The 11,146-nt window shown below is 73.6% G+C and carries 13 protein-coding genes; 3 read left to right on the forward strand and 10 right to left on the reverse strand.

Going from position 1 to position 11,146, the window contains the following annotated elements; genetic code table 11:
• Positions 1-128: 128 nt before the first annotated feature.
• Genes AB5970_RS06315 through AB5970_RS06330 form a run of 4 tightly spaced genes read right to left on the reverse strand, consistent with a single transcriptional unit; the run spans position 129 to position 3,122 of the window.
• Positions 129-1,256: a DUF881 domain-containing protein gene (locus AB5970_RS06315; protein ID WP_370503068.1), complete on the reverse strand. Its 1,128-nt coding sequence runs from the start codon at positions 1,254-1,256 to the stop codon at positions 129-131.
• On the reverse strand, positions 1,253-1,585 hold the full coding sequence (locus AB5970_RS06320; protein ID WP_370503069.1) for a small basic family protein: 333 nt from the start codon (positions 1,583-1,585) through the stop codon (positions 1,253-1,255). The genes AB5970_RS06315 and AB5970_RS06320 overlap by 4 nt, the downstream gene beginning before the upstream one ends.
• On the reverse strand, positions 1,582-2,526 hold the full coding sequence (locus tag AB5970_RS06325) for a DUF881 domain-containing protein (protein WP_370503070.1): 945 nt from the start codon (positions 2,524-2,526) through the stop codon (positions 1,582-1,584). The genes AB5970_RS06320 and AB5970_RS06325 overlap by 4 nt, the downstream gene beginning before the upstream one ends.
• Positions 2,523-3,122 carry a CDP-alcohol phosphatidyltransferase family protein gene (locus AB5970_RS06330; protein ID WP_370503071.1) on the reverse strand — a complete coding sequence of 200 codons (600 nt, stop codon included), beginning with the start codon at positions 3,120-3,122 and terminating at the stop codon, positions 2,523-2,525. Before AB5970_RS06330 ends, AB5970_RS06325 begins: the two co-directional genes overlap by 4 nt.
• Positions 3,123-3,233: 111 nt before the next feature.
• Here AB5970_RS06330 and AB5970_RS06335 point away from each other — a divergent pair, with 111 nt between their 5' ends.
• Together AB5970_RS06335 and AB5970_RS06340 are read left to right on the forward strand one after the other, a co-directional pair.
• A complete protein-coding gene (locus tag AB5970_RS06335) occupies positions 3,234-3,647 on the forward strand; it encodes a CoA-binding protein (RefSeq protein ID WP_370503072.1) in 414 nt (137 codons plus the stop codon).
• Positions 3,648-3,918: 271 nt separating this feature from the next.
• Positions 3,919-5,685 (forward strand): DEAD/DEAH box helicase, encoded by a 1,767-nt coding sequence (locus AB5970_RS06340; protein ID WP_370503073.1) that lies wholly within the window; start codon positions 3,919-3,921, stop codon positions 5,683-5,685.
• 79 nt (positions 5,686-5,764) lie between these two features.
• On the opposite strand, the gene AB5970_RS06345 is transcribed toward AB5970_RS06340, so the two are convergent.
• Positions 5,765-6,811 carry a threonine aldolase family protein gene (locus AB5970_RS06345; RefSeq protein WP_370503074.1) on the reverse strand — a complete coding sequence of 349 codons (1,047 nt, stop codon included), beginning with the start codon at positions 6,809-6,811 and terminating at the stop codon, positions 5,765-5,767.
• A gap of 91 nt (positions 6,812-6,902) precedes the next feature.
• Between AB5970_RS06345 and AB5970_RS06350 the strand changes: the two genes are divergently transcribed.
• Positions 6,903-7,391, forward strand: a complete 489-nt coding sequence (locus AB5970_RS06350; RefSeq protein ID WP_370503075.1) for a DUF6328 family protein — start codon at positions 6,903-6,905, stop codon at positions 7,389-7,391.
• 34 nt (positions 7,392-7,425) lie between these two features.
• Here the strand turns inward: AB5970_RS06350 and AB5970_RS06355 are convergent, their stop codons facing one another.
• The 5 genes from AB5970_RS06355 to AB5970_RS06375 all read right to left on the reverse strand — a co-directional run bounded on the left by AB5970_RS06355 (position 7,426) and on the right by AB5970_RS06375 (position 11,144).
• Positions 7,426-8,196, reverse strand: a complete 771-nt coding sequence (locus tag AB5970_RS06355; RefSeq protein ID WP_370503076.1) for a DinB family protein — start codon at positions 8,194-8,196, stop codon at positions 7,426-7,428.
• A 49-nt stretch (positions 8,197-8,245) separates the two neighbouring features.
• Complete coding sequence (locus AB5970_RS06360) at positions 8,246-8,650, reverse strand: Fur family transcriptional regulator (protein ID WP_370503180.1); 405 nt, start codon at positions 8,648-8,650, stop codon at positions 8,246-8,248.
• Between the two features lie 94 nt (positions 8,651-8,744).
• The gene (locus AB5970_RS06365) at positions 8,745-9,026 is read right to left on the reverse strand and encodes an HU family DNA-binding protein (protein WP_055914607.1); all 282 of its coding nucleotides are present in this window, start codon (positions 9,024-9,026) and stop codon (positions 8,745-8,747) included.
• 145 nt (positions 9,027-9,171) lie between these two features.
• Positions 9,172-10,215 (reverse strand): PHP domain-containing protein, encoded by a 1,044-nt coding sequence (locus tag AB5970_RS06370; RefSeq protein WP_370503077.1) that lies wholly within the window; start codon positions 10,213-10,215, stop codon positions 9,172-9,174.
• Positions 10,212-11,144: a Ku protein gene (locus tag AB5970_RS06375; RefSeq protein WP_370503078.1), complete on the reverse strand. Its 933-nt coding sequence runs from the start codon at positions 11,142-11,144 to the stop codon at positions 10,212-10,214. The genes AB5970_RS06370 and AB5970_RS06375 overlap by 4 nt, the downstream gene beginning before the upstream one ends.
• Between the last annotated feature and the right edge of the window lie 2 nt (positions 11,145-11,146).

Below are 11,146 nucleotides of genomic sequence, written 5' to 3' on the forward strand. Positions count from 1 at the left end.
CGTTCCTCGCGTCGACCTCCGACGTTGCTCGGGGTCAGCCACACCCTATGCGGAGCGAGCCTGTCGGCGCAGCACGTCCTCGGTCGTGGCGGAGGGTCCGCGACCCCGGAACCCGGAGCGAACCGGGATCAATCGCCCGTGGGCGGCACCGGTGTCGCGTAGACCGGGTCCGGCAGGTCGCGGATCGCGTCGACCTGGACCTCGTCGACGCTCTCGACCGTGCCCCGGCCGCCGTTGTTGCGCACCTGCGCCATCGCGCCCCCGGGGATCTGCAGCGCCGGCGAGATGATGTCGGGGTCGCCGATGGCGATCCAGCGGTACGGCGCGGTCAGCGCGACCCCGTCGAGGACGACCGCACCGCCCGTGCCGGTGAACGCGCTGCTCGCGGTGACGCGCTGGTCGTTGAGCTGCACCGCCTCGGCGCCCGCGTTGCGCAGCTCCTCGAGCAGGTTGAGCATCGTGATCGGCTTGATGTACCCGTCGGGCTCGGTGAGCGTGACCACCACGCCCGGACCCTGGGCCGGGAGCCGACCCGTGAGGATCCCCTGGGTCTCGGCGCTGCGTCGCAGGGCGTCCAGGGCGGCCTGGCGGCGGTCGGACCCCGAGAGCAGGTCGTCCCGCTCGCGGGCCAGGTCGGCCGACTCGCGCGCGAGGGCGTCCCCGCGGTTGGTGGTCTCGTCGAGGATCCGCACGAGGTCGCCCTGACGCATGCCGGCCAGGTCCGCGCCGCCCGACTGCCGAACCTGCGCCACCAGGGCGAAGCCCAGCACCGCGCAGAGCAGGCCCGCGAGCAGCTGCGCTCGCGTCAGCCGCGGCCGCAGGGCACGGCCCAGCACGGTCCAGCCGCTCGGCTCCTCGGCCGGGCCGGCTCTGCCGTCGGCCGGCGCGGGAGGCTCGGCGGCGCTCGCCACGGTGGTCTCGTCGACCGATCCCGCTCCGGTGTCCGCGAGGTCGGGCGTCCCGCCGGACGTCTCGTCCTGAGCCGCCGCTGCGGGCAGGCGCAGCTGCTCGTCCTCGGGCACCACCGGGGGCAGGCTGAGCTGCTCGCCCTCGGGCACGACCGGGGGCACGCTGAGCTCCTCGTCGTCCGGCACGACCGGGGGCAGGCTCAGCGGCTCGTTCTCGGGCACGACCGGGGGCAGGCTGAGCTGCTCGTCCTCGGGCACGACCGGGGGCAGGCTCAGCGCGTCCTCGGCGGGCTCGCGACCACCCTCGACCGGCTCGTCCCGCTCCTCCTGCGACGGCGTCACGGTCATGCCTTGAACAGGTGCCGGCGGATCGACGCGGCGTTGGAGAAGATCCGGATGCCGAGCACGACGACGACGGCCGTCGACAGCTGCGTGCCCACCCCGAGCTGGTCGCCCAGGAACACGATGAGCGCCGCGACCACGACGTTGGACAGGAAGGAGATGAGGAACACCCGGTCGTCGAAGATGCCGTCGAGCATCGCGCGCAGGCCGCCGAACAGCGCGTCCAGCGCGGCCACGACCGCGATCGGGAGGTAGGGCTGGAGCTCGGTGGGGACGGTGGGCTGCAGGAGCAGGCCGCCGACGACGCCGATGACCAGACCGATGACTGCGATCACGTGCCGTCCCTCCCTGTCGGACCTGCAGACCCTGCCACACCCGTCTCGTCGGGCGCACCTCTCGACGCGTCCGCGTTCCCCGGCGATGCGTCGCTCTCGGGCGGCACGTGCGCATCGTGCAGCGCGACCAGGCCGGTGCCGGGCAGCTTGAGCGTGCTCTGCGACGTCAGCTGCACGCCGATCCCGTAGGTGGTCCGCAGCGTCGCCAGGTGCTGACCCGCGCTGGCGCGGGCGAGCGACGTCTGCATGCCGACCGCGTCGCCGATCGCCTCGACCGTGTACGGGCTGCTCAGGGCCACCAGGTCCACCAGCACGGCGTCACCGGCGCTCCGGATGGCCGTCATCGCCGTGAGGCGCTCGCCGTTCACCGCGACGGCCTCGGCCCCGGCGGCCCACAGCCCGTTGACGACGACCTGCAGGTCCACGTCCTGCACGCGCAGCTCGGGGTCCTCGGCGTCGGGGTCGTCGGAGGGCGCGTCCGTGAGCACGATCCGCAGGCCGGGGCCGGTCACGGGCGTGACCCCCGACTGCACCGAGCCCGCGGCCACCTGGTCGCGCAGGCCCTGGCCCTCGTCGCCCAGGAGCTGCGCCTGCAGCTCGGCGATCTGCGTGGTCATCGCGGTGATGTCGGCCTGGGTCGCATCGGCCTCGGCGCTGCGCTGCTCGATCTGCTTCTCCAGCAGCGCCCGCGCGGCGAGCACGGAGCCGGCCGGCTGGCGCAGCGCGAGCGTGGCCGCAGTGGCCCCGAGCCCGAGCGCCATGGCGAGCGCGACGAGGCCGGCGGTGGACCGCAGCGTGCGGCGCGGACCGGCCCCGGCGGCGCGGCGTGCCGCCGCCTCGGCATAACCCGGGTCGAGCGGGCGGCGGTAGAACTCGGTGATCAGCGTCATGGACGCGTCCGGCGAGCGCGGCGGCGCGCTGGTCCCGTGGCGGGTGCTCATGCGGGCTCCGCCGTGTCGCGCAGCAGGTGGCGCGCCTGGGCCAGGTACACCACGGCCGAGAACCAGTAGAGGGCGACGCCCCAGAGCGCGAACGCCCACCCGACCACGCCCGCCACGGTGCCCACCCACGAGTCCCACTGCGCGAGCAGCAGCAGCGGGAACGCGTACAGCAGCGCGAACGTGCCGGCCTTGCCCGCCAGGTGCACGGGCAGCGGCGCGTAGCCCCCGCGGGCCAGCACGACGAGCATCACGGCGAGGACCACGTCGCGCAGCACGAGGACGGCGAGCAGCCACCACGGCACGACGTCGCGCCAGGCCAGGGCGACGAGGGTGACGATGATGAACAGCCGGTCGGCGGCGGGGTCGAGCAGCTGGCCGAGGCGCGAGACCTGGCCGAGCTTGCGCGCGAGCACGCCGTCCAGCCAGTCGCTGGCGCCGGAGACGGCGAGCACGCCGACGGCCCAGCCGTCCTGCCCGCGCGCGATCAGCACGGCGAACACGGGGACCAGGAGCAGCCGGACGAAGCTGATGGCGTTCGGGACGGTCAGCACGCGTGCGGAGACGACGTCGTTGCTCGCCACTGCCTCCCCCGTCACCGTCCGTCCTGGCGGCGTCGATCCTATGCGTCACGCGGGCCCGCCCTCGACGACGGCGCGCATCTGAGACGACGGCGCGCATCTGGCCCGTCCGGGTGGAAGAGTTCCCGCATGGCGCACCGCAACGACCCGGACGTGATCACCCGACTGCTGAGCACCCCGGGCCGCTGGGCCGTGGTCGGGCTCTCCACCAACAGCGCGCGTGCGGCCTACGGCGTGGCGCGGTACGTGCAGTCCCTCGGGCACACGATCGTCCCGGTCCACCCGCTGGCCGAGACGGTGCACGACGCCCCCGGCGTCGCGGCGCTCGCCGACGTCGAGGGCCCGGTCGACGTGGTCGACGTGTTCGTCAACAGCAGCCTCGCCGGCGACGTGGTCGACCAGGCGATCGCGATCGGTGCGAAGGCCGTGTGGCTCCAGCTCGGGGTGGTCGACGAGGCCGCGGCCGAGCGCGCCCGCGCCGCCGGGCTCGACCTCGTGATGGACGCCTGCCCGGCGATCGAGGGCCCGCGCCGGGGGCTGTGAGGCGGCTGCGCACCCTGTGCGCGAGGTCACGCACACCCTCCGCCCCGCGGCGGACGTCCACCCGGTAGACTACGTGATGAATCTGGAGTTCGTCGCGTCCCCCTTCGAGGCGTCGCCACCACCGCTCAGCCGGTCGGGGCCCGCCTCGCGTCGTGTGGTCTAGGCATCGCGTGAGCGGTTGCCACTGGGTGGTCCGGGGCTGCGACCCGCTGTTCGCCGACCTGGTGCACGGTTCAGGGCTCCGCCCCGCGATGATCGGTTCCCTCTTTTCATGAGCTCTGTTGCGCCCTCTTCCATGCCCGAGAACGGCACCTTCGACGAGCTGGGTCTCCCCCCGGCGCTCCAGTCCGCGATCGCGGACCTCGGCTTCACCACTCCGTCCGCCATCCAGGCGCAGGCTGTCCCCGCCCTGCTGAGCGGCCGCGACATCGTCGGCGTCGCCCAGACCGGGACCGGCAAGACCGCCGCGTTCGGCCTGCCGCTGCTCGCCGCGATCGACTACGACCTGCCGGCCGTGCAGGCCGTCGTCCTGACCCCGACGCGCGAGCTCGCCATGCAGGTGGCCGACGCGATCCAGTCCTTCGCCACGCACCTGCCCGGCCTGAACGTGCTCGCGGTCTACGGCGGCTCGCCGTTCCTGCCGCAGCAGCGCGCGCTGTCCCGCGGCGCGCAGGTGGTCGTCGGCACCCCCGGCCGCGTGCTCGACCACCTCGACCGCCGCACGCTGAAGATGGACCAGGTCCGCTTCCTCGTGCTGGACGAGGCCGACGAGATGCTGCGCATGGGCTTCGCCGAGGACGTCGACAAGGTCCTGTCCGCCGCGCCCCGCGAGCGTCAGGTCGCCCTGTTCTCCGCGACGATGCCGCCGCAGATCCGTCGGGTCGCCGAGCAGCACCTGAACCACCCGGTCGAGATCACCGTCTCGCGCCAGGCGTCCACCGTGACGAGCGTCCGCCAGACCTACGCCGTCGTCCCGCACCGCCACAAGACCGGTGCGCTCGCCCGCGTGCTCGCCGTGTCCGAGGCCGACGCCGCGATCGTCTTCGTGCGCACCCGTGGTGCCGCCGAGGAGGTCGGCAGCGCGCTGATCGAGCGCGGGATCTCCGCCGCCTACATCTCCGGCGACGTCGCCCAGACCGAGCGCGAGAAGATCGTCGACCGCCTGCGGACCGGCGCGCTGGACGTGCTCGTGGCCACGGACGTCGCGGCGCGCGGGCTCGACGTCGACCGCATCGGCCTCGTCGTGAACTTCGACGTGCCGCGCGAGCCCGAGACGTACGTGCACCGCATCGGGCGCACCGGCCGTGCCGGCCGCGAGGGCGAGGCGCTGTCGTTCGTCACGCCCGCCGAGCAGTCGCGCCTGCGCCAGATCGAGCGGACCACCCGCCAGTCCCTGCTGCAGGTCGACATCCCGTCGCCGGCCGAGGTCTCCGCGCACCGCGTGCAGGCCCTGCTGGCCCGCACGGGCGCCCGCGCCGAGGTCGGTCGCCTGGACCTCTACCGCGAGGCCATCGCGGTGCACCTCGCCCAGAACCCGGACGTCGACCCGGTCGACCTGCTCGCCGTCGTCACCGCGCTCGCGGTCGGCGACGAGGGCCCCGTGGCCGTCCAGGGCGACGACCTCGACGACGCGCTCTCCCGCGCCCACCTCACCGGCGGCAACGCTCGCGAGCGTGACGGCGAGCGCGGCTACGACCGTCCCGAGCGGGGCGAGCGTCGCCGCGCCGACACGCACATCGCCGGGGGCTCGCCGCGCTGGCGCGTCGCCGTCGGGCACCGTGACGGCCTGCAGCCGGGCGCCCTCGTCGGCGCGCTCACCGGCGAGGGCGGGCTGACCGGCAAGGACGTCGGCAAGATCGACATCTTCGGCAGCTTCGCGCTGGTCGACATCCCGGCCGGCCTCTCGGCCGACGTCATCGACCGGCTGGCCCGCACGCGCGTCGCCGGCCGCCCGCTGCGCATCCGCCTGGACTCGGGCCCGCGCCCGGGCCACGGTGCCTCGCGCCCGACGCACGGCCCGGCCCGCGGCCGCAGCTGATCCGTCGCCCTCGATGCCCCTGTCTCCCCCGCGGGAGGCAGGGGCATCGTGCTACCTCAGCACCGGGCCGAGGGGCCGGTCAGGAGACGGCGTCCTTCACCGCGGCGACGAGCTCGTCGACGTCGGCCTCGGTGGTGTCGAACGAGCACATGAGCCGGACCTCGCCCGTCTCGACGATCCAGTCGTAGAACCGCCAGCGTCGGCGCAGCGCGTCCGCGACCCCCGCCGGGAAGATCACGAAGATGCCGTTGGCCTGCGTCGGGCGGGTCACCTGCACGCCCGGCAGCCCCTCGATGCCGGTGCGCAGCCGGGCGGCCATCGCGTTCGCGTGCCGGGCCGACCGCAGCCACAGGTCGCCCTCGAACAGCGCGACCAGCTGTGCGGACGCGAAGCGCATCTTCGACGCGAGCTGCATGTCCATCTTGCGCAGGTAGGTCAGGCCGCCGTCGGCGGCGGGGTCGAGCACCACGACTGCCTCGCCGAACAGGAGCCCGTTCTTGGTGCCGCCCAGCGAGAGCAGGTCGACGCCCGCGTCGGTGGTGAACGCGCGCAGCGGGACGTCGAGGGCCGCCGCCGCGTTGGAGATCCGCGCACCGTCGAGGTGGAGCTTCAGACCGAGCTCGTGCGCCTGGTCGGCCAGCGCGCGGACCTCGTCGGGCGTGTAGACCGTGCCCAGCTCCGTGGCCTGCGTGATGGAGACGACGCCCGGCTGGGCGCGGTGCTCGTCGCCGAACCCCCACGCCTGCGTGGCGACGAGCTCGGGGGTGAGCTTGCCGTCCGGCGTCGGGACGGTGAGCAGCTTGAGGCCGCCTACCCGCTCGGGCGCGCCGTTCTCGTCGGTGTGGATGTGCGCGGTCTCCGCGCAGACGACCGCTCCCCACCGCGGCAGCACGGACTGCAGCGCCAGGACGTTCGCGCCCGTGCCGTTGAACACCGGGAAGGCCGAGGCCTGCGGGCCGAAGTGCTGCTGCACCACCTCCTGCAGCCGCGACGTGTAGACGTCCTCGCCGTACGCGGTCTGGTGGCCACCGTTGGCCTCGGCGATCGCGGCGAGCACCTCGGGGTGCACCCCCGCGTAGTTGTCGGAGGCGAAATCGCGGCGGTCGGCATCATGCAGTCGGGTCACGGGGAGCAGTCTCCCCCGACGACGCCGTCACCTGCACGTGCGGCGTGTCGCGGGCGTGCGGGATGATCCGGGTGACACCAGGAGGCTGATCTTGCCCGAGATCGACGCGGCGCCCGGCGACGGCCGCACCGAGACCCACAACGAGCGCGCGGACCGCAACTGGAACGAGCTGCTGCAGGAGCTGCGCGTGACGCAGACGGGCACCCAGATCCTCACCGGCTTCCTGCTGACGATCCCGTTCCAGCAGCGGTTCGGCGACCTCGACAGCTATCAGACGGACCTCTACCTGGTCCTCGTGGTGCTCGCGGTCCTGGCGACCGCGCTGTTCGTCGCGCCCGTGAGCCTGCACCGCGCGCTCTTCGGGCGCCGGCTCAAGCCCGAGCTGGTGACCGCGGGAGGGGCCTTCGCGCGCGCCGGTCTCGTCGTCCTGGCGCTCGTGATGGCGGGCAGCGCGATGCTGATCTTCGACGTGGTCCTGTCCCGCGACGCAGGCCGGGCTGTCGGGATCGCGTCGCTCGTGCTCCTGGTCGCTTCCTGGTGGCTGGTCCCCCGGCTCATCGCGCGACGGGCGCGGGACTAGGGCGCGCGTGCCCGAGCGTGGTGCATCCGTCCGGTCACGCCCCGTCCCGCTCGAGCACGGCCAGGTCCCGCTCCGCGTAGCGGCGGTGCCACCACTCCTCGTTGAGGACCACGCGCAGGCACTGTCGCGGCGTGAGGACCTCGCCCTCGTCGGGCCAGCCCGGACCGCGGAGCGGCTCGCCCGGGACGTCGAGCTGCTGGTCCGTGAGCCCCTCGACGACGGTCCGCACCAGCGCCATCGCCCGCAGGCGCAGCGCGAGGGCGTCGTCCAGGGTCGGCCGGGCGTCCCGGTCGTGCGGCACGCCGTCCCGCGGTTCCATCTGGTCCCAGGGCAGCGACAGCGGGTGCCAAGGGCTCGGGTCGCCGAGCACCCCGCGGCCCACCCACGACTCCGACGCGAACGCGAGGTGGCGCAGGGTCTGGACGAACGACCACTCCTCGAGGACCGACTCGTGCAGCCGCTCCTCGGGCAGCCAGCGCGCCCGCGCGACCGTGTCCGCCCAGAGGCGCTCGTTCACGTCCCACGCGGCACGGAAGCCGTCGGCGTCGGTCGGGCGGAACAGCGGGCGCTCCGGGTGGCGGCGGTCGAGCTCGGCCTCGACCAGCGGCACCACGTCGATCCCGTTGACCACGAGGCTCCCGATCTCGCCGTCGATCGTGGTGCCCGAGACCTCGACGTCGCGCATCACCACGTCCTGCAGCGCCACCGCGCGGAACGTGGCCCCCGTGAAGTCCACCCTGGTGAACCGGGAGCCGGTCATGTCGACGTTCTCGAGCTGCGTGCCCTGCTGATCCTCGAGGTCCATGCCGCACACGCTAGATCCGGGGTCCGACACGGACCGAGGAGTGTGGCGCTCAGGACGCCGCGGCGGCCCGGCAGGTGGCGCAGGTGCCCACGAGCTCGATGGTGTGGTCGACGTCGTCGAACCCGTGCGCCGCGCCCACCTGGGCCGCCCACGCCTCGGCCTGGCCGGCCTCGATCTCGACCGTCCGGCCGCACGACCGGCACACGAGGTGGTGGTGGTGGCTGCGCTGCTCGCACCGCCGGTAGACCGACTCGCCGTCCTCGGTGCGCAGCACGTCGACGTCGCCGTGCTCGGACAGGCTCTGCACGGCCCGGTAGACGGTCGCCAGCCCGACGCTCGACCCGCGCGCCCGCAGCATCTCGTGCAGCTGCTGGGCGCTGCGGAACTCGTCGACGTCCTCGAGGAGGTCCAGGATCTCGGCGCGCTGTCGCGTCTGCCGCGGGATCACCACCATGGCGTCGACCACCCCTTCCTGAGACTGGTTCCCACTATAACGCGACCGGGCCCCCGATCCCGGAGGATCGAGGGCCCGGTCGGTGGGGCTGAGGTCAGCCCTGGACGGCGCGCTTGAGGGCGCTGCCGGCCGTGAGCTTCACGCGGTAGCCCGCGGGGATCTCGAGCTTCTCACCCGTCTGGGGGTTGATGCCGGTGCGGGCACCGCGCTCGGCGCGGGCCACGGCCAGGAAGCCGGGGATCGTGACGGCCTCGCCGGCGGCGAGGTTCTCCACGAGAACCTCCTGGAAGGCCTTGAGGGCCTTGTCCGCGTCGGTGTTGGTCAGGCCGGTCTTGGCCGCGACGGCCTGGACGAGCTCGGTGCGGTTCACGCTCACTGGATGTGCTCCTCTGTGTTCACTCGGACATGCAGGCCCACTACCGGGCCCAGTACCCGGGCGCGCGGCAGGACCGCGGGAACCGGGGACGATCGGCTGACACTAACCCGGGAACCGGTCGGATCCCCGCATCGGGCGTGTCGCGTCACCTGTGCGTACGAGCCAGCAGGTCCTCGACGGGCAGCGTGGTGATCACCCGATCGGGGTCCAGGTCGTGCTGCGCCGCACGCGCGCAGCCGGCCAGGAGCCAGTCGAGCTGGCCCGGCGCGTGGGAGTCGGTGTCGATCGAGAAGTCGCAGCCGGCCTCGATGGCGACGGCCAGCAGCTCGTGCGGCGGGTCCAGCCGGTCGGGCCGACAGTTGATCTCCACCGCGACGCCGTGCTCGGCGCAGGCGTCGAAGACCGCCCGGGCGTCGAACTCGCTGGGCGGGCGGCTCTTGCCCTTGATCTGGCGGCCCGTGCAGTGCCCGAGCACGTCGGTGCGCGGGTTGCTGACGGCGGCGATCATCCGGCGGGTCATCGGGCCCGACTCCATCCGGAGCTTCGAGTGCACCGACGCGACGACCACGTCCAGCTGGTCCAGCAGGTCCGGGTCCTGGTCGAGTCCGCCGTCGTCGAGGATGTCGCACTCGATCCCGGTCAGGACGCGGAACGGGCCGACCGCCCGGTTCAGCGCCGCGACCTGCTCGAGCTGGGCGCGCAGCCGGGGTGCCGACAGACCGTTCGCCACCGTCAGGCGGGGCGAGTGGTCGGTGATCGCCAGGTACTCGTGGCCCAGCTCGAGGGCGGCCAGCACCATCTCCTGGATCGGGGTCGCACCATCCGACGCCTCGGTGTGGGAGTGCAGGTCGCCGCGCAGGGCCTCGCGCAGCGCGAGCGCCCGGGGGTCGACCTCGGCCGAGCGCGACTCCGCGTACTCGGCCTCGAGGGTGTCCAGGTACTCGACGCGCTTGCCGCGCAGCACGTGCGCCACGACGTCCGCCGTGCGGGCACCGACCGCCGGCAGGTCCGCCAGCGATCCGGACGCGGCGAGCGCCACCAACCGGTCGGGCGCCTGCCGCTCGACGCTGACCGCGGCCCGGCGGAAGGCCTCGCTGCGGTACGGGCTCGCCTGGGCGCGCTCGAGCAGGAAGGCCACGCGGCGCAGGGCCGCGACCGCGTCCGCCTGCCGGTCGGCAGCCTCGCTCACGACGCCTTGCGACGCGTCTTGCGCGGGGTCGGCTCGTCCTCGTCGGTGGCCTTCTTGGCAGCTGGCTTCTTCTCGGCGGCCTTCCTCGCCTTCGGCGCCGGCTTCTCCTCGGCCTCCGGGGCCGGCGCGTCACCGCGCGCGCCCCGCGCCTTCTCGACGCTGCGCTGCAGCGCGGCGAGCAGGTCGACGACGTCGCCCCCGCCGTTCGCCCCGGCCTCCTCGCCGGCGGGGACCGGGAGGGCCCGCGTGCTGCCGGACGACACCTTGGCCTCGATCAGCTGCTCGAGCGCGCCGGCGTAGCGGTCCTCGTACTGCGACGGGTCGAAGTCCGCGGCCAGGGACTCGACCAGCGACGCGGCCATCGCGAGCTCCTGGGGCCGGACCGACACGTCCGCGTCCAGCACGGGGAAGTCGGCCGCGCGCACCTCGTCGGGCCACAGCAGCGTCTGCATGACGATGACGTTGTCCCGCACCCGCAGGATCGCCATCGACTCGCGCTGCCGCAGCGCCACCTTGACCACGGCGACGCGGTCGGCCTGCTCGAGGGCTCCGCGCAGGAGGGCGTACGGCTTCGCGGCCGTCTTCTCGGGCTCGAGGTAGTACGTCTTCTGCAGCAGGATCGGGTCCACCTGGTCGACCGGCACGAACTCGAGCACCTCGATCTCGCGCTCGGTGGACAGCGGCAGCGACGCGAAGTCCTCGTCGGTCAGCACCACCAGCTCGCCGTCGTCGGTCTCGTAGCCCTTGGCGATGTCCGACATCTCGACGGGCTCGTTGTCGATGCTGCAGAACTTGCGGTACCGGATGCGGCCGCCGTCCTCCTTGTGCACCTGGTGCAGCGTGACCTCGTGCTCCCCGGTGGCCGAGTACAGCCGCACGGGCACGTTGACCAGCCCGAAGGCGACCGCACCCTTCCAGATCGCTCGCATGG

The organism is Cellulomonas sp. ICMP 17802, assembly GCF_041295535.1.
Lineage (GTDB): Bacteria > Actinomycetota > Actinomycetes > Actinomycetales > Cellulomonadaceae > Cellulomonas.

What these genes read in the sequence shown, in the direction of transcription:
- AB5970_RS06315 (WP_370503068.1), bottom strand. Translation starts at nt 1,256, where the DNA reads ATGACCGTGACGCCGTCGCAGGAGGAGCGGGACGAGCCGGTCGAGGGT.
- AB5970_RS06325 (WP_370503070.1), bottom strand. Translation starts at nt 2,526, where the DNA reads ATGAGCACCCGCCACGGGACCAGCGCGCCGCCGCGCTCGCCGGACGCG.
- AB5970_RS06335 (WP_370503072.1), top strand. Translation starts at nt 3,234, where the DNA reads ATGGCGCACCGCAACGACCCGGACGTGATCACCCGACTGCTGAGCACC.
- AB5970_RS06340 (WP_370503073.1), top strand. Translation starts at nt 3,919, where the DNA reads ATGAGCTCTGTTGCGCCCTCTTCCATGCCCGAGAACGGCACCTTCGAC.
- AB5970_RS06355 (WP_370503076.1), bottom strand. Translation starts at nt 8,196, where the DNA reads ATGGACCTCGAGGATCAGCAGGGCACGCAGCTCGAGAACGTCGACATG.
- AB5970_RS06360 (WP_370503180.1), bottom strand. Translation starts at nt 8,650, where the DNA reads ATGGTGGTGATCCCGCGGCAGACGCGACAGCGCGCCGAGATCCTGGAC.
- AB5970_RS06375 (WP_370503078.1), bottom strand. Translation starts at nt 11,144, where the DNA reads ATGCGAGCGATCTGGAAGGGTGCGGTCGCCTTCGGGCTGGTCAACGTG.